Source organism: Streptomyces sioyaensis, from assembly GCF_004122735.1.
GTDB classification, from domain to species: domain Bacteria; phylum Actinomycetota; class Actinomycetes; order Streptomycetales; family Streptomycetaceae; genus Streptomyces; species Streptomyces sioyaensis.
In genome coordinates, this window is sequence record NZ_SDIF01000015.1 from 1 (window position 1) to 17,519 (window position 17,519).

General features: G+C 70.0%; 10 protein-coding genes and 1 pseudogene. 6 read left to right on the forward strand and 5 right to left on the reverse strand.

What is annotated here, in order from left to right; all coding sequences use genetic code 11:
- The 4 genes and pseudogenes from EST54_RS07850 to EST54_RS07865 all read left to right on the forward strand — a co-directional run.
- Positions 1–269 (forward strand): annotated as a pseudogene (locus EST54_RS07850) (IS630 family transposase); the annotation flags it as partial.
- A gap of 79 nt (positions 270–348) precedes the next feature.
- Complete coding sequence (locus EST54_RS07855) at positions 349–1,593, forward strand: MFS transporter (protein WP_129246429.1); 1,245 nt, start codon at positions 349–351, stop codon at positions 1,591–1,593.
- Between the two features lie 166 nt (positions 1,594–1,759).
- Positions 1,760–2,680 (forward strand): alpha/beta fold hydrolase, encoded by a 921-nt coding sequence (locus tag EST54_RS07860; RefSeq protein ID WP_129246431.1) that lies wholly within the window; start codon positions 1,760–1,762, stop codon positions 2,678–2,680.
- Positions 2,674–3,873 (forward strand): cytochrome P450 family protein, encoded by a 1,200-nt coding sequence (locus EST54_RS07865; RefSeq protein ID WP_129246433.1) that lies wholly within the window; start codon positions 2,674–2,676, stop codon positions 3,871–3,873. The genes EST54_RS07860 and EST54_RS07865 overlap by 7 nt, the downstream gene beginning before the upstream one ends.
- Positions 3,874–4,354: 481 nt before the next feature.
- Here the strand turns inward: EST54_RS07865 and EST54_RS07870 are convergent, their stop codons facing one another.
- The gene (locus EST54_RS07870; RefSeq protein ID WP_129246435.1) at positions 4,355–5,545 is read right to left on the reverse strand and encodes a 3-deoxy-7-phosphoheptulonate synthase; all 1,191 of its coding nucleotides are present in this window, start codon (positions 5,543–5,545) and stop codon (positions 4,355–4,357) included.
- Between the two features lie 1,084 nt (positions 5,546–6,629).
- Here EST54_RS07870 and EST54_RS07875 point away from each other — a divergent pair.
- On the forward strand, positions 6,630–7,088 hold the full coding sequence (locus EST54_RS07875; protein WP_275416140.1) for a BTAD domain-containing putative transcriptional regulator: 459 nt from the start codon (positions 6,630–6,632) through the stop codon (positions 7,086–7,088).
- A gap of 502 nt (positions 7,089–7,590) precedes the next feature.
- Positions 7,591–10,254: a LuxR family transcriptional regulator gene (locus EST54_RS07880; protein WP_244942465.1), complete on the forward strand. Its 2,664-nt coding sequence runs from the start codon at positions 7,591–7,593 to the stop codon at positions 10,252–10,254.
- 68 nt (positions 10,255–10,322) lie between these two features.
- Here EST54_RS07880 and EST54_RS07885 read toward each other — a convergent pair whose 3' ends face one another.
- From EST54_RS07885 to aroA, 4 genes are read right to left on the reverse strand one after another with little or no spacing between them, the layout of a single operon-like run.
- Positions 10,323–12,362, reverse strand: coding sequence for an oxidoreductase (locus EST54_RS07885; protein ID WP_239013661.1), 2,040 nt, complete (start codon positions 12,360–12,362; stop codon positions 10,323–10,325).
- Between the two features lie 58 nt (positions 12,363–12,420).
- Positions 12,421–13,263 (reverse strand): 1-cyclohexenylcarbonyl-CoA reductase, encoded by an 843-nt coding sequence (chcA, locus tag EST54_RS07890; RefSeq protein WP_129246439.1) that lies wholly within the window; start codon positions 13,261–13,263, stop codon positions 12,421–12,423.
- Positions 13,260–14,426, reverse strand: coding sequence for an acyl-CoA dehydrogenase family protein (locus tag EST54_RS07895; RefSeq protein ID WP_129246516.1), 1,167 nt, complete (start codon positions 14,424–14,426; stop codon positions 13,260–13,262). The genes chcA and EST54_RS07895 overlap by 4 nt, the downstream gene beginning before the upstream one ends.
- A 23-nt stretch (positions 14,427–14,449) precedes the next feature.
- Positions 14,450–17,461: a 3-phosphoshikimate 1-carboxyvinyltransferase gene (aroA, locus tag EST54_RS07900; RefSeq protein ID WP_129246441.1), complete on the reverse strand. Its 3,012-nt coding sequence runs from the start codon at positions 17,459–17,461 to the stop codon at positions 14,450–14,452.
- Positions 17,462–17,519 lie beyond the last annotated feature (58 nt).

A 17,519-nucleotide genomic window follows, 5' to 3' on the forward strand; every position in this document is an offset into this window, starting at 1 on the left:
GGCTGCTGGCACATCCCCGATTCCACCTGCACTTCACACCGACGAGTTCGTCCTGGCTGAACCTGGTGGAGCGGTGGTTCGCCGAACTCACGCAGAAGAAGCTCAAACGTGGCGTCCACCGCTCCGTCCAGGCCCTCGAACGCGACATCCGCACCTGGCTCGCCGACTGGAACGAACACCCGAGGCCCTTCGCCTGGACGAAGACCGCCGACGAGATCCTCGACAAAGTCGCTGCATACTGCCGACGAATCTCCGACTCAGGTCACTAGGGGCTCGTAGGGGTTTGGGCCCGTCGCCGGCTCTGGTTGAGTCAGGGGCCCCACGTCGACCCTCCAGGAAGGACTCCACGTGGCTCAACCGATGAGTGGCGTCAAGGGCCTGATGAGGGTTCCCGGTCTGCCCCAGCTGTTCCTCTGGTCGATGCTGGGCCGGCTCAACGTGTCGGCTCTACCGATCGCGCTGTCGCTGATGCTGGTGCGCTGGAGCAACTCGTACGTCGTCGTCGGCCTGGTCGGCTGCGCACTGACCCTGGGACAGGGCGCGGCCGGGCCCCTGCGCGGACGGGCGGCGGACCGCGGTTCGACCGTCCGGCTGCTGGTGATCACGGGCGTCGGCTACACGACGGGCTTGGCCGTGATCGTGACGCTCGCGGCGAGGGCGCCCGCGTCATCGTGGCCGGTGGTCGTGGTCGTCGCGCTGGTGACCGGGCTCAGTGCCGTGCCGGTGTCACAGATCAGCCGGGCGGTGTGGCCCAAGATCGTCGGCTCGGAGCTGACCTCCACGCTCTACACGGCTGAGGCGACCGCGTCGGAGGTGATCACCACCACCGGGCCGCTGCTCGCCTCCCTGGTCATCGCCGTCGCCGGGCCGTACTGGGCGGTCGGTGTCACGGCGCTGCTGGCCCTGGTCTCGGCCCTCGTCTTCGCCGCCGCGCTCGGCCGCGCCGGCGTGGGCGGCGAGCCGTTGCCGCAGCGCGGCGAGCGGCTCGCCCAGCGGTCCCTGCTGACCGAGGGGCCCTTCGTCCGGGTGGTCGCCATCTCGATGCTGGTCACGGCCGCGATCTTCGCCGTCAACCTGTCGGTGGTGGCCTGGACGCAGAACATCGGCCGCCCCGCCTTGGCCGGGGTGCTGACCGCCTGTTGGACGGCCGGCTCGCTGGCCGGCGGGTTCGCACTGAGCACCTTTGCCCGGGAACTGCCCCGGGCGCTGCGGGTGGCCGGGATGGCTGTCGGGATGGCCGCTCTCGCTGTCCTGCTCCCGCCGGTTCTGGGCACGGTGCCCCTCTGGCTGGTCGTCGTGGTGCTGTTCCTCGGCGGGACGGCCATCGCGCCGACTCTGGCGGCTACTTACGAGCAGATCGCCGAGGCGTCCCCGGAGGACCGCAGGGCGGAGGCGTTCGGCTGGATGGCGACGGCAACCGCGGGCGGCGGCGCGCTGAGTGCGGCACTGACCGGGGTGCTGCTCGACTTCTCCGGGCCTGCGCTGCCCGTCGCCGCCGGCGCGGCGCTCGTCTTCGTCGCACTGGTGCTGACCGTATTCGGCCGCAAACCGCGCGCACCGTCGGCCGAAACTGTCGAAGAAGTCACCGCATGATCCGGCCTCGCCCCCCATCACCCCGTATTCCACCGGCCGGCCGGCATCCGCTGGTCCACCTGCCGACGTACGCCCGGAAGACGGTCGAGCAGGTTGGCGTGGACCCGCCCGCGGGCCGGCAATTCCCTCACCGTGCCGGGTCACCGGCGGATCGGAGAACGCAACCATGGCCGACAGCATTGCGGCCGAACAGGTCAGGCAACTCTCGTACCAGGGCTACGAATTCGCCTGCCGGATCCTTGAGTGCCCGGCACCGGTCACCGAGCCGATCGTCGTCATGTGCGCGGCGTTCCAGAACATCCGCAGCTACCACCGCTACGACAAGTACTGGCGCGACTCGGCCACCGTCATCTGCATGGAGCCGCCGGGCTCGTACTCGCCCGATCCGGTGCCGCGGACCGTCGGTTACGACTTCGACGCCGGCGCGCTGGCCTATCTGCTCGACGAACTGGATCTTCCCCGCATCAACCTGCTCGGCATCAGCCTGGGTGCCGCGCCCACGCACCGGTTCGCCCAGGAGTACCCGGAGCGGATCGCGCGGCTGATGCTCACCGGCGCGGCGTTGGGCGACACCGCACGTCGCGGGGCCGTCGAACTCGAACACTGGCTGAGGCTGCGCCGGGCGGACGCATTCGGGCGCAAGATGGTGGAACTGTGCGTGAACGGGGACCCGACCCGGACCGTACGCAATCGGGAGGCCGTCCGGCGCGCTCTGCTCGACCATCTGAGCACGGCGTCGGAGGCTGAACTGGTACGGTACCTCGCCGTCGCCCAGCGGTTGGTCGACCACCCGGCGACGCTGCCGGGCCGGATCTCCGGGATACCCGCCCTGTGCGTGACCGGGGAGCACGACGAGCTCGCTCCCCCTGACCTGACGCGGACGATGGCCGCCGGCATCGACGGCGCGGCGTTCACGACCATGCGCGAGACGTGCCACGTGTCCTTCCTGGAACGGCATGCCGACTGGGCCGACCTGGTGCTGCGGTTCTTCACCGACCAGCCGCTGGCCGGCCTCGACTACCTGACCGGCCTGGAACATCCGGCCGGCCGCCCCGAGCACGACGAGTCGGCGTCCTCCGTATGGTGACCGTCGACCTGAGCGCGTACGGCCCCGGTTTCTTCACCGACCCGTACCCCTACTACGCCCGGCTGCGCGAGGCCGGGCCGGTGCACGAGATCGTCTTGGCCGATGGGGACCGGTTCTGGCTGATCGTCGGATACGAAGAGGCCCGGGCGGCCCTGTCCGATCCACGTCTGGCCAAGTCCCTCGACCCGCCGAGCGAGGACGAGCGGCACGTCCTGATCACCGATCCGCCGGACCACACGCGGCTGAGACGGCTCGTCTCGCGGGAGTTCACCGCGCGCCGGGTGGAGGCGATGCGCCCGCGCGTCCAGGAGATCACCGACGGTCTCCTCGATGAGATGGTGGCCGGGCGGCGGCGAGCCGACCTGGTCTCGGCGCTGGGGTCCCCGCTGCCGATCACCGTGCTCTGCGAACTGCTCGGGGTCCCGTTCGCCGACCGGGAGGACTTCCGCGGCTGGACGGAGCGGGTTCTGGTGCCGGCCGAACCGGACACCATAGCCTGGTGGAAGAGCCGGGGATTCGCGCAGGCCGGGATGGCCTTGACGGACTACCTGAAGAACCTGATCGAGGACAAGCGCCGTTCTACGCCGACCGGCGACCTGATCTCCTCACTGTTGCGGACAACCGCGGAGGACAGCGACCGCCTGTCGGCCGCCGAGCTGCACTCGATGGTGTTCATCCTGATCGTTGCGGGCCACGAGACCACGGCCAACCTGATCACCAACGGCGTACGCGCGCTCCTGGCACACCCCGAACAACTGGCGGCGCTGCGTACCGACCCGGAGGGACTGATCGACCAGGCGGTCGAGGAGATGCTGCGCTACGACGGCCCGGTGGAGACGTCGACCAAGCGGTTCACCCGCGAGGCCGTCAGCTACGGCGCCACGACGATCCCGCCAGGGGAGACGGTTCTGGTCAGCATCGCGGCGGCGGGGCGTGACCCTGCGCAGTTCCAGCGACCCGACACGTTCGACATCCACCGCGGAACGACCGGCACCCGCAGTGGCCACGTCGCCTTCGGCCACGGCATCCACTTCTGCCTGGGTGCCGGGCTGGCACGGATGGAGAGCCGGGTCGCGATCCTGACCCTGCTGCGCCGCTGTCCCGACCTGGCGCTCGACATCGATCCGGCCGGTCTCGACTGGCTGCCGGGCATCAGAGTCAGGGGTGTACGCAGTCTGCCGGTGCGCTGGTGAGCGTTCCCGCACGCTGAACCGGCCCGGTCGTCCGGGTGGGCGACGGGGACGGTGCACAAGCGGGCGGTCGACCTCGGCTCCGCGCGTAAAGCGGGCGATCCGCCGATGCTGAGGGCCTCGGTTCGTCACGGCTGTTCGTGCGAAGGAAACCAGGCGCCCCGTCACGGCGGCCCCGGGCATGCCCGACCCACCGCAGACGGAACCTCGCCCGTGACCGCCGCCGACATCGCCCCCGCCTCGCTTTTGCCGAGCAGGGCACCGCCGTGGGATCAGCGGGGTATGAAGAACTCGCCGTCGCACGCCCATCCGCACGCCTGGGCTTCCGCCCCGCCGACACAGCAGCCTTCCGATCGCCAACCAACCCGCGCGATCGCGCATCAGACGCGGATTCCAGCGTTTCCGCAGAAACCACTGCTCACGACCGAGCGGCACCTACGGTCCCGGGGCTCGGCAAGGTGAAGGCCTTGCCCGCCGTACGTGTTCACCGGTCCTGGCGCCACCGGGAGACGAGTGAGACGGCCTGTTCAGGGTTGAGGCGGGGGTCGCACAGGGTGGTACGGCGGACGGTGGGGGAGTCGAGGGCGCGGAAGTCGGGGGCGCATTCGGTGACGTCGTCGGGTGTGGCCTCCAGGTGGAGTCCGCCGGCGATGCCACCGGCGAAGGTGACGGCCCAGCAGAAGGCCTGCATTTCCTCCGCCATGGTGGGCAGCAAGCGGGTCTTGTGGCCGTCGGGGGCGGTGACGGTGTTGCCGTGCATGGGGTCGCACAGCCAGATCACCGGGTGGCCGGCACGGTGGACGGTCCGGACGAGCCGGGCGAGGCATGAGCGTGCAGCATCGGCCCCCATGCGGGCGATGAGCGTGAGGCGGCCCGGACGGCGCTGTGGGTCGAGGCGGGCACACAGCGCGGTGAGGTCGGCCGGGGTTGTCGTGGGACCGACCTTCACCGCAACGGGGTTGAGCACCTCGGAGATCAGGTCGATATGGGCACCGTCGAGCTGATGGGTGCGCTTGCCGATCCAGGGCCAATGGGTGGAGCCGAGGAGACGTTGTCCGTCGTCCAGGTCACGGACCAGGGGGAATTCGTAGTCCAGGACAAGCGCTTCGTGGCTGGTCCAGGTCGGAATGGAGGTACCGGTACCGGGGTGGTGTGAGTCGCCGGCGGGGCCGCGCCAGCCGAGATGCTCCATGACATCGTGGGCCGCCCGGTAGGCCATCAGCATCCGCAGGGGGTCGTGGCGGCGGCCGGCGAGGTCGCGAGTGGGGGCGTTGACCATGTGTCCGCGATAGACGGGCAGGTCGACACCATCGACCGGTTCGACCCGGTGCGAGCGGGGCTTGGCGAACTGGCCGGCGATGCGCCCCACGCGCACAACCGGTTTGCCGGTTGCGGCCTGCAGGGTGTCGCCGAGCAGGTGAAGCAGGGCGGACTTGCGCGAGACATGTTCCGCCGTGCATTCGTCGGGGTGCTCCGCGCAGTCACCGGCCTGGAGGACGTGGGCCTCTCCTCGCGCCACCCCCGCCAACTGGTCACCGAGTCCGCGGACGTCCTCAGCCCTCACCAGAGGAGGCCGCTCGGCGAGGATCGTCCGTACCCGCTCTGCCTGGAAGGGGTCGGCCCATTCGGGCTGCTGCCTGGCGGGATTGCGTGTCTGCGTGACGGAGCTACCCACCACAGCCTCCAGAGTGTCGGGAAGGGAACGTAGGGAATGCAGAGAAACGGGCGAAGCGGCCTCGACGGTTAACCAGCCGGCACTCGCCTCGAAGAACATCCCGAAGTGCCATGAATCAGCCCTGCTCCCGGAATGCCTGATGGGGAACACCGGTACAGGCTGACTTGACTATAATCAGCCCGCGAATTGCGCACATCGCGCGCTGGCGAAACAGGGGGGTGGTGCGGGGAAATAGGGGGGAATCGTAAATATTAGGGGTGAGTAAGCCGGGCCTTCGAAATGACTGGGGGTGTGCCTTCCGTAGGCTCCGCCGAGTGGTTTCATGGTGGGAGCGCAGGCGCTCTTCGGCCTGCCGGCCTGTCTGGATCTGCCGTCCGTAGGTCCCCATCCGGTCCAACTCGGCATGGAGGGGGGTGGGTTAGTCTTCGGTGAGGTCTTCCTTGTTGCGACGTAGGAATTTCCCGGGTACACCCGGGTCCTGGCCGCCGCCCTGGCGCGGGCCTTCCGGCCGCCCGGGCGCTCGCCGCTCAGGCCCGCGGGGCGACACTACGGTCGTCCGCTGCCGCCTGCCGTGCCTCTCCCTCGCGGGGAGCGCCGGCATGTTCAAAAGGGCAAAGATCTTCTGGGAAGCTGGACTCCGGACCGGGCATCCATGCAATGTGACAGAGCGAGATCCGCCGAACCCGTCCGTCCGGTCCATTCCGGATCCGAGGAAGTCAGTCATCCACAGAAGTTCGGATGCCGCCACGTATCCGCACATCCTTTCTTTCCGAGTCCTCCGTGGCGACGCAGATCTCCAGAATTCCAGCCGAATCCGTAGCGATGAGCAGAGGGGGATGGAGAGTGGGCGTGCTGACACTGGGCTCAGCGTGGATCCGTTCCCGTCACCGCCGCACCCACGGTGAATTCTCGCCACCGCTTGCGTGGTGATGTCTCCGCGGTCGACCGGCCGTCAGGAACGATAAAAGGCGGGGGAAGAGGGAAATGAGGTTGACGTGCACTTACGCGTACAGGGCACTCCTCGGACAGGCGTGGACGGCGCGATGTCGCCGCTCGGTGGCCGGAGAGAACGCCGGCTGCTCACCTGTCTTCCGCTGAACGCCGACCGGGCCGTGGCCACCTCCACGCTGCTCGCCGGCCGGCGGGCAGCGAGCCGCACCGGCCGGGAAGGGGTGCTTTGGAGAGTGAGCGGCTGGGCCTGGAAGAGTGCTTCGGTGTCGGACCGGCGGTCGGCCACCACCGGCGGGCTCCGGGCGCGCTGCAGGAGGCCGTCGCCGAGTGCCCGCTGGGTGAGCGGCTGAACGGTCGGCTGATGCCGGCGCTCCACCGGTGCGGCCGGCGGACCGACGTGCTGTCAGTCTTCGGGCACCTCGGGGGCGAACTGGTGGAGCGGTTCGGACCGGAGCCGTCGGGGGAGCCGCTCGTCCGGAACGCGCCATCCTCGACACGCTCCCGGACCTGGAGGTGCCGACGGCCGGGTCCGCGGGGGAGAGTCGAAGGGCGCAAGAGCGGGCCGGGGTGCCGCCACCTCCTCGCACCGTAGGCGCCATGTCGGCCGGACGCCTCCGACGCCCGTGACGCTCCGTCCGTGAGCCGTGTGCCGGCGCGGGTCGGCAAGGGTCACAGGTGCGGGCACCGGGTGGTGTCCGACCGGGTGGAGGGCGGCGAACGGCAGAGTACGAACCACAGGTTGACGGCTCGGGGGAGGGGCGACATTTCCGAACTCGACCTCGGTATCCAGCCATTGAGGCATTCCAGGGGCGACAGGTCGGTTGATACGGTCCGTCGTCAATGTCGGATGTTCATTCCTCGATGCGCATACATCATCACGCGCATCCAAGCCAATAGTGCGCTGCTGACTTGCAGTTGTGTCTTGCGAGAGGACCCCCGTGAGCGACATCCTTAAAGTAGTCCTGTCGAAACATGCGACCCCGGAGTTCAGTAACTGGCAGAAAAATGGGGGACTCCTCTTCCTTCGTGGGCCGAAGTGCGCAGGGAAGACCACCACGCTCAACCGGATCTGCGCATCGGAAGCAGACTCCGGAGTGCTGAGCCTGTGGGCGACGGGCTGGCTGAACGAGTACGGTTCCCCGTTCGGGGTCCTGCAGCAGATCCTGGACCAGTTGGACGCCGCCGAGGAGGGCGGGGAGCAGCCGAACGGCGCCGGCCCCTCGTCGTCCCTCACGGATGGTCTACGGAACCCGTCCGGCCTGACCTTTGAGTGGGTGTACGCCCGACTGTTGAAGGTCGCGGCGAGACGTCCCCTGCTCATAGTCGTCGACGACATCAACTACGTCGACGGCCCTTCGCAGTTGTTCCTGCGCTTCGTGGCGCGACGGCTGAAGGGGACGTCCATCCGGCTGGCCATGGCCGAGCGAACAGGATGTGCCCTCTCGTTCTGCGACGACCTGCGCACCGACATCCTGCGACTGCCGTACACCAGCCTGGTCCGGATGCGGCTGCTGGGACGCAAGCAGATCGCCCGGTCCCTCACCGAGCACATCCCGGACTTCCGCGCGTCCTTCGCGGGCTCGGCAGCGAACGGCATGGCCGATGACATCCACGACCTGACCGGCGGCAACCTGCTCCTCGTCGACGTGCTGCTGCGGACATGGCTCACGTCGGCCGACCCGAACCCGAAGGAACTGACCGTCGACACGGCCTTCCACGACTGCGTCCGGGGCATGATCAGCGACACGGACATGCCCGGCATGGTCAGCGGCGCCCATGCGGTGGCCGTTCTCGGCGACTTCGCCTCCCTGCCACGGCTGGCCCGACTGCTCGGGATCGACATCACCAGGGCCAGCAGGATCTTCGGTGCGCTCAACGACCTCGGCATGCTGGCCGGCGACTGCCTGCGGCCCGACATGCGCCGGGCGCTGCTCCAGGACGAGAGCTTCACCGCGCGCGGAGAGCTGCATCTGCGGGCAGCACATGTCCTCTTCGAGGACAGCGCGCCCCTGACGCAGGTCGTGGAGCATCTCACCGCGGTGGGGAGGATCGGCGCGCCGTGGGATCTGCCACTTGTCCTGGGCCTCGTCAACCAGGCCCTGAAGAGCGGCAGCACGGAGGTGGCCGGCGGGTTGCTCAAGCTGGCCAAGATCTCCGCCGTCGGCCCCGAAGAGCGCTCCGCCGTGGAGATGATGCTGCTGCGCACCACCTGGCTGACCGACCCCGGGCTGGTGGCCTCCCTGCTGCCGACGCTGGGCCGCGCTGCCTTCCGCGGTGTCCTGAACGCGACGGACCTGGCGTTCCTGGTGCGAGCGGCGCTGTGGCACGGTTTGACGGAGCTGGCCGCAGAGCTGATGCCCCTGATGCGTGAGAAGGCTCCGCGGGCCCCCTATCCGGCCGAGGTCGGTCTCGCGGAAGCCCTCTACAGCCTGTGGAGCGGCACGCCGATGAACTGGGCGACGCTGGAACTGTCCTGTTCGAGTGAGGCCGACGAGCGCTATGCGCCGGGTGCCGACGTTCATTCGCTGCTCACCGGTCTGCGCAAGATCCATGACCCGGCGAACGAGGGAGACCGGGCCCAGGCGATCTTCTGGGCCGAGCAGGTGCTCCAGGGCATCCGGGTCCAGTCCTCGGCGGTGGAAACCCTGCTGTTCGCCTCCACCGTGCTGGAGAGCATGGGCTCACTGCCCGCCGCGCGGCCGTGGTTCACCCAGCTGTCGGAGGCGCTCGAAGCGCATCCGTCGCCGTTGTGGGAGGCCCTGGTGTCGGTCGTGGAGGCGAAGGTCTCGTTGGAGCTCGGTGACCTCGGCTCCGCGTACCGGCTGATCCGGAAGGCGCTCGCGCGCAAGCCCTGGCACGAATGGGGTGCGCCGATCGCCGGTATCGCCGCGCTGCTGGTCCAGACTCTGACGGAGATGGGCAGGCCGCAGGAGGCCGCGGAGGTGCTCGACCGGCCCATTCCCCCGGCGGCGTACCAGGGATGCGGCGGTCTGAAGTACGTACACGCCCGTGGCAGGTATCACCTGGCGACCAATCGGCTGCACGCGGCGCTGGCCGACTTCGAGTCGTGCAGGGACATGAGTGCCTCCCCGTGGATCGGGACGCCCGCGCGCGCCGACCAGAGCCATCTGATGGTGCCCTGGCGCTGCGGGATGGCGGAGGCGTATCTGGCACTCGGGGACGTGGCGGGCGCCCGGGACGTTCTCCGGCAACAGCTGCAGCAGCTGCCCGAGGAGGAGACGTCCGTCCACGGGACCACGCTGCGCCTCCTCGCCAAGACCACCAAGGACGACGCCCGGCGGCTCTCCCTGCTGAAGAGCTCCGCGGACACACTGGAACGCGACGGAAGCAGGCTGCAGCTCGCCTACACGCTGACCGAACTCGCCGCCGCGTACCGGGAGACCTCGCGACTGAACCTCGCCCGGACCACGTCGAAGCGGGCCCGGCGCATGGCCGAGCAGTGCGAGGCGGGCCGGCTGCTCGCTCTCGTCACCGCGGACGCCCACGGGCCGACACGGGACAAACAGCCGGTCTGCCACCACCCGGAGCTCGCCGAACTGAGCTCCGCCGAACGGCGCGTGGCGGTCCTGGCGATCCTGGGACACACGAATCGGGAGATCTCCGGGAAACTGTTCATCACCGCCAGCACGGTGGAGCAGCACCTGACGCGCATCTACCGCAAGCTCCGCGTGCAGCATCGCGAGGACCTGCTGGACAAGTTCTCCACGGTGTTCATGGCCCTCGAACAGAGCGGCTGAGTCCGACCCGTCCGGGAGTGTGGGGGAGCGGAGTCCGCTCCGTTCGCGTGCCCCACTCCCGCACGTTCTCACCCCACGGCGACGCGGGATATCCGGTGCGCAGCGCGCAGGCCTTCCGCTGTGGCCCGTACGGCGTTGAGCCCGTCCGTTCCCGCGGCGCCGCCCGCGGTGACGACGGGGACACCCGCCTCGCGCAGCAGCGGGGCCAGCTCGTCCACCGGGACCTGGCCAACGGCGAGCACGACATGGTCGGCGTCGAGGGAGCGCTCGCGGCCTTCCGCGTCGGTGAGGAGGACGCCGGTGGGTGTGATCTCCCGGTAGGTCACGCCGGTGAGCATCCGTACACCGGCGGCCCTCAGATTCCGCATGACGACCCAGCGGGTGCTGGGGCCGATGCCCGCCCCGATCCGCCGGCCACGCCGCAGCAGCGTCACCTCGCGCGGCGCGTCACGGACGGCGGGTTCCCTCCCGGAGTGCGGAGTGCTCCCGGCCACGGCGTGCCGGGCCAGGAACTCCTCCGGCGTCACCTCGGCATCCGGGTCGGTGGTCAGGGTGTGCGCCAGATCGATGGCGATGCCACCCCCGCCGATGATGACGATCCGGCCGCCGAGCCCTTCGGGGTCGGCGAACGCCTGCGCGTAGTTGCGGACATGGGGCAGCTCCGCGCCGGAGAGGGACAACCCGGCGGGGAGCACACCGGTGGCCAGCACCACACCGTCGAACGACCGCAGCTCCGGGACGTCCGCGCCGCCGATGCGACGGCCCAGGTGCAACGGCACACCGGCATCCCGCAGTTCCCGTACGTGGTGGTGGATGGTCCCGGCGAATTCCGCCTTTCCCGGCACCTGGGAGGCCAGCCGGAACTGACCGCCGGCGTGGGCCGCGGCTTCGTACACCTCGACACGGTGGCCGAGGCCGGCCAGCGTGCGGGCGGCCTCCAGTCCGGCGATGCCCGCGCCGATCACGGCGTAGCGGCCGAACGGCCCACTGCGCTGGCGGGCCGGCTGCGGAGGGGGGAACTGCCTTTCGTGTCCGGCTCTGGGGTTGACGAGGCAGGAGACCCTTTCGGTGCCGAAGGAGCGGTCGATGCACGCCTCGTTGCAGGCGATGCAGGCATTTACCCGGTCGGGGCGGCCGGCGGCCGACTTGGCGACGAGCTGAGGGTCGGCCAGGAACGGCCGCGCCATGGCCACGAAGTCCACCTCACCACCGGACAGGGCTTCGTCGGCCTGCGCGAGGTGCGGGAAGCGGTTGGCGGCGATCACCGCGACATCCGTGTGGCCGGCGGCCAGCAGCGTGCGTTTGAGTGCCTTGGCGCAGGCCGCCCAGGTACCGGCGGGGACCTCGGACTGCACGGTGGGCACCGGTGACTCGTGCCAGCCCACGCCGACGGAGAGCGCGTCGGCCCCGGCCCCGGCGAGCGCCACCGTGAGCGCGGTCACCTCGTCCGGCGGAGTGCCCCCGGCCACCAAGTCGTTCCCGGAGATGCGGAAGAGCACCGGGAAGTCCCGGCCCACGGCTGCGCGGACCCCGCGCAGCACCTCCAGCGGAAACCGGCGCCGCCGTTCGGCGTCACCGCCCCACGCGTCGTCGCGCAGGTTGGTCAGCGGTGCCGTGAACTGGTTGATCAGATAGCCCTCGGAGCCCATCACCTCCACGGCATCGAATCCGAGGGCGCGTGCGGCGCGCGCTCCCTCGGCGAAGTCGTCGATCGTGGTGGTGATGTCCCCGGGGGACATCACCCGGGGGGTGCAGCGGGCGAAGGCGCTGTGCACCGGCGACGGGGCGACGGGATGCCCGGCTCCCTCGCGGGCGCCGGGCCGAGCGTACCGCCCGGCGTGAAAGAGCTGCAGAGCGATCCGCCCACCGCGCTCGTGCACCGCACGCACCGCCGCCGAGAGGGCCGCCCTGTCCCGGGAGTCGCCGATCACCCCGTACCCCGGGCCGCCCGCGCCCACGGGGTTGACCGCCACGCCTCCGGTGACGATGAGTGCCGCGCCCGCGGCCGCGCGCTCGGCGTAGAACGCGGCCAAGGCCGCGCCGTCATCGTCCCCGGTCTCCAGATTGAGGTGCATCGCGCCCATGACGATGCGATGCGGAAGCCTCATGGTGCCGATGGAGCCGGCCCGGAAGACATGGTCGTACACGTCGCACGGCCCTCGTCTCTCAGGATTCCCGTGTCGGGCGGGGCGGCAGACGCAGTGCCTCGCCGGCGTCCGTGAAGAACGGCGGGGCGACCACGCTCAGGCCCCCGTCGACGACCAGGGTCTGGCCCGTGATGTAGCCGGCGCCCTCACCCAGCAGGAAGGCGACGGTGTCGGCCATCTCCTGCACCGTGCCGGGCCGCCCGGCGGGGATGCGGTCCAGGACACCGCGCATGTCGGGCATGCCCTCGATGCCGTAGAAGTAGGCGAGCGAGTCGGAATCGATCAGGCCGCCGTTCACCGCATTGACGTTGATGCCGTACGGCGCGAACTCGACCGCCATGTAACGCACCCACGCCTCGATCGCCGCCTTCATCCCGCCGAGCGCGGCGTACGTCGGGTAGGCGCGGACCGACCCGTAGGACGACAGCGCGACGATCCGGCCGCCGTCGTCCATGAGCTTGACCGCCTGCTGGGCGCCGAGCACGAAGGGGCGCAGGTTCATGGCGTAGGAGCGGTCCAGGTGGTGCTGGCCGAGGTCGAGGATGTTCTTGAAGACGCTGGCGGCGGCGTTGGAGACGAAGTGGTCCAGCCGTCCGTAGCGTCGTCCGACCTCGTCGAACAGTGCCGTGACGCCTTCCGTCGTCTCGACGTCGGCCTGGACGGCGACGCCCCGGCCGCCGGCCTCCTCGACGTCGGCGACGGTCTTCTCGGCCAGTTCGGCGTTCTTCTTGTAGTTGACGACCACGGTGCCGCCCTGGCGGGCCAGGGTGAGGGCGAGGGCGCGTCCGATGCCGCGCGAAGCGCCCGTGATGAGGGAGATCTTGGTGCCGCCGGCCGCGTCGTCGTGTCGGATGTCGTTCATCGCGCGCCTCCCGCGGTGACGGTCTGGGCCTGCCGCAGCAGTTCGCGGAAGACCACGGCCTTCTGTACCTCGTTGGGGCCCTCCTCGAAGCGCTGGGCGCGGGCGTCACGGTAGACGCGCTCGATCTTCTGGGACTTCCAGTAGCCGAGCCCGCCGTGGACCTGCAGCGCCTTGTCGGTGACGGTGGTCAGCATCGTCACCGCGTGCATCTTGGCCATCGAGGACTGCATGGACGCGTCGTCGGCGCCCTCCTCGAAGCGGCGCGCGGCGTGCAGCACGAGCTGTCGGGCCGCCTCGATGTCCGCCGCGTTCTCGGCGAGCATGAACTGAATGGCCTGACGCTCCGTCAGTGACTTGCCGAAGGTCACCCGGGAGCGGGCGTAGTCGACGGCGAGCTGCTGGGCGCGTTGGGCGAGGCCGACGCAGCTCATCGCGACGGAGATCCGCGACGGGGTGAGGAATCCGCCGAGGAACACCTCCAGCCCCTGGCCCTCCTCGCCGAGCCGGTGGTCCACGGGCACGGGGGTGCGGTCGAAGACGATCGAGGCGTGGTCGGTGCCGGTGACGCCCATGGTGTGGGAGGTGTCCTCGGCGCTCACTCCGGGCGCGTCCCGCGGCACCAGCAGGGCGACGGTGCCCTCGTGCCCCGTGGAGCCCGCGACGCGCGCCGCCAGGAGGTAGTGGTCACAGCGCATCCCGAACGTGATCAGGTGCTTGCGGCCCGACAGGTAGTAGGTGTCGCCCTCGCGGACCGCCGAGGTCGTGATGTCCGCTCCGGTGCCGTTGCCCGGCTCGGTCAGGGCGAACGCGATCTTGATCTCGCCCAGGACGGCCGGCACCACGAACCGCTTGCGCTGTTCGTCGGAGGCGTGACCGTCCATCGACCGCCAGATGCCGTTGACGACGTGCACGATCATGCGCAGGGACCCGTGGGAGCGGGAGAAGATCTCCATCAGCTCCATCCACTGGGTGAACCCGAGGCCCTGGCCGCCGTACTCCAACGGGGCGGCGAGCCGCAGGAACCCGAGCTCGTTGAGCTCGCTCCACACCGCCTCGGGCACCTCCCCGGTCTCCTCGATGCGTTCGGCCCAGCGCTCGCCCGGGCCCTCCACCCACCGCTCGACCACGTCACGGACTTCTGCGAACCGCTGCTCGTCCATCATCTTTCGCACTCCGTCTTCTCCTGTCACTGCATGTGGGGGCGCAGGTGGCGCGCCCTGGCCCGCAGTTCGAACTTCTGGACCTTGCCGATCGGGTTGCGCGGGAGATCCGCGACGAGCTGGAGCCGCTCCGGCCAGTACTGCTTGGCTGCCTGGTGCCCGTCCAGGTAGCGGCACATCTCCTCGAAGCCGAGCAGCGCGCCGTCCTTGAGCACCACGAACGCGCAGGCACGCTCGCCGAGACGCTCGTCGGGCATGGCCACGATGGCCACGTCGTCGACGGCGGGGTGACGGAACAGCAGCTGCTCCATCTCGCCGACGGGGATCTTCTCGCCGCCGCGGTTGATCACGTCCTTGACCCGGCCGGTGATACGGACATAGCCCGACTCGTCGAGCACCGCGAGGTCGCCGGTGCGGAACCAGCCGTCCGGGGTGAAGGCCTCGGCGGTCAGGTCGGGGCGGTCGAGATAGCCCTCGAAGGTCGTCTGCGAGAGGATCTCGAAGTTGCCCTCGGCGTCAGGTGCCAGCACCTCGCCCCGGTCGTCGGTGACCCGCAGCCGCACGCCCTCCAGGACGCGCCCGTCGGTGCCCCAGCGCCGCTCCGGGGCGTCGGTCGGCCTCGACAGCGCGCCGAGGCAGGTTTCGGTGGTGCCGAACGCGCCGCACACCTTCGTGCCCAGCACCTCGCTCGCGTGCTCGGCCAGCGAGCGCGGAACGGTGGCACCGGTGGCCACGAAGATCCGCAGATGCCGGGGCGCTTCGCCGAGCTCCTCGACCGCCTTCACCAGGTCGGCCAGGAACGGCGTGGCAGCCTGGACGAACGTCGCCCGGTGCGCGTTCAGCGAGACCAGGGCGCGCCGCGCGTCCCACTCGGACTGCAGGATCTGGGGCACACCCAGCACGGTCGCCAGCGTCATCCCGTACAGGAACCCGGTCTGGTGGGCGAGCGGAGAGGGCACCCAGACGGCGTCGTCGGGACCGAGGCCGAGATGCCGGATCTCCATCGACACGGCCCGGACCAGGTTCGAGGACGACTGCATGACCCCCTTGGGCTCGCCGGTCGTGCCCGAGGTGAACAACAGCTGCGCCGTCGCCCCGGCCGTCGGACGGATCGCGTCGAGGGCCGCCCGGTCGACCGTCGTCGCCTTCAGGGCGGTCTCCCAGTCGTGCAGGCGGACGCCGCCCGGGGGCGGCTGTGGCGGTCGGCTGCCGCCGCCCGACCGGGCCAGCACCACGACATGCTCCAGGTGCGCCGTGTCCGGGCCACCGGTGGCGGCGAGGGCGAGTGCCTCCTGCGCGGGGCGCCGGGACCGGTACTCGTCCATGACGACCAGGACGCGGGCCATCGAGCGGCGCAGGACGAAGCCGAGTTCGCGTGCCCGGAAGAACGGGATGACCGGGCAGCAGACGGCGCCGATCCGCAGCGCCGCCAGCGACAGCACCACGAACTCCAGGCGGTTGGGCAGCTGGTACGCCACGTTCTCGCCCGGCCGCACCCCGAGTTCGAGCAGCAGCGCGGCGGCCTTGTCCACCCGGCCGGCCAGGTCGCTCCAGGTGACGACGGAGTCGCCGTCCGGGCGTACGTCCACGAGGGCGGTGTCACCGGGGCGGGACGCGGCGTGCCGGGCCAGCCACTCCGGCAGGGTGACCTCGCAGGCGTGGTCCGGATCCGCGACGGACCGCACGGGTTCCCGGACGGTTTCGCGGGCACGGCTCCTGGCGGAGCGTGCGGGGCCCTTCTCCACGGAGGTCGGCACGCCGACGGTGTTCATCATGTCGAGGAAGCCCGGATACGAGATGCGGTAGGCGTGCGGGTACGACAGCGTGGAGTGGCCCCGGGCGCGCGAGGAGGCGACGGCCAGCGACATCAGCACCCGGTGGTCGTTGTACGAGGACAGCTCCGCGCCGACCAGAGAGTCCACCCCGGTCACCCGCAGGGTGTCGTCGGACAACTCCAGCTCGGCACCCATGGAGTTGAGCTGGAGCATCACGCCGGCCCGGTCGGACTCCTTCAGCCGCGTGTGCGCGACATTGCGGAACACCGACTCACCGTGCGCGAAGGTGGCGAGGGTGGTCAGGACGGGAAGCATGTCCGGCACGTCGCGGCAGTCGACGTCGACGGCCTTCAGCAGGGGGGCGTCCTGCTGGATCCGGACACCGCCGGCCACCGGGTCCAGTTCCATGGGGACGCCCATCGCGCGTGCGATGTCGAGGAAGTGGAACTCGGGGTGGTCGGCGGGGCCCCCGGTCAGGCTCGGCATACCGCGCAGGAGTACGTCGGAGGGGTGGAGCGCGGCGGTGGCGATGCCGAAGGCCGCGGAACCGATGTCGGGGGGCAGCGTCAGCTCGGTGGGCCGCACGCTCTGGTGCGGCGCCACGTCAAAGCGCCGCCAGTCGGGGGCCACGGTCACTTCCAGGCCGAACTGCCGCATCATCGCGACGGTCAGCTCCAGATAGGTGCGTTCGTTGAGCGCGCCCGTCACGGTGACGGTGGTGGGGCCGGTGGCGAACGGCGCGAGCAGCAGCAGTCCGGATATCCACTGGGACAAGGTGCCCGGAATGGTCACCTCGCCGCCTGTGGGCCGATGGCTGAGGACGTGAAGGGGCGGGCAGTCATTCGCCGACTCCAGACGTACGCCCATCTTTTCCAGTGCGCGCAGCAGCGGGCCCACGGGACGGTTCCGAAAGTATTTCTGCCCGGTGATCGTGACGGCGCGGTTCGACAGTGCAGCGAGCCCGGTCATGAAATAGAGGGTGGTGCCCGAGCTGCCGGCCGAGACGGTGTCCCGGACCGGCCGGTAGTGGCCGCCGAGCCCCCGCACCACGAAGGTGTCACCCTCGCGGACGATCTGTACGCCGAGGTCGCGCAGGAGCCGCACGGTGTACTCGACGTGCCGGGCGTCGGACAGGCCCTGGATCCGGCTCTCCCCGTCCGCGAGCGAGGCGAGGATCAGCGCACGGTGTGCATGATATTTGGAGTTCGGTACGAGGATTTCGCTGGAAATCCGGTGTTGAATTCCCTTGACGAGAAGATGCATGGGATCTGTTCACTCCTAGACATTTCGCAAATCCTCTTGATGAATGTTCTCCCGTATC

What these genes read in the sequence shown, in the direction of transcription:
- chcA (WP_129246439.1), bottom strand. Translation starts at nt 13,263, where the DNA reads ATGAACGACATCCGACACGACGACGCGGCCGGCGGCACCAAGATCTCC.
- EST54_RS07885 (WP_239013661.1), bottom strand. Translation starts at nt 12,362, where the DNA reads ATGAGGCTTCCGCATCGCATCGTCATGGGCGCGATGCACCTCAATCTG.
- EST54_RS07895 (WP_129246516.1), bottom strand. Translation starts at nt 14,426, where the DNA reads ATGATGGACGAGCAGCGGTTCGCAGAAGTCCGTGACGTGGTCGAGCGG.
- aroA (WP_129246441.1), bottom strand. Translation starts at nt 17,461, where the DNA reads ATGCATCTTCTCGTCAAGGGAATTCAACACCGGATTTCCAGCGAAATC.
- EST54_RS07865 (WP_129246433.1), top strand. Translation starts at nt 2,674, where the DNA reads ATGGTGACCGTCGACCTGAGCGCGTACGGCCCCGGTTTCTTCACCGAC.
- EST54_RS07860 (WP_129246431.1), top strand. Translation starts at nt 1,760, where the DNA reads ATGGCCGACAGCATTGCGGCCGAACAGGTCAGGCAACTCTCGTACCAG.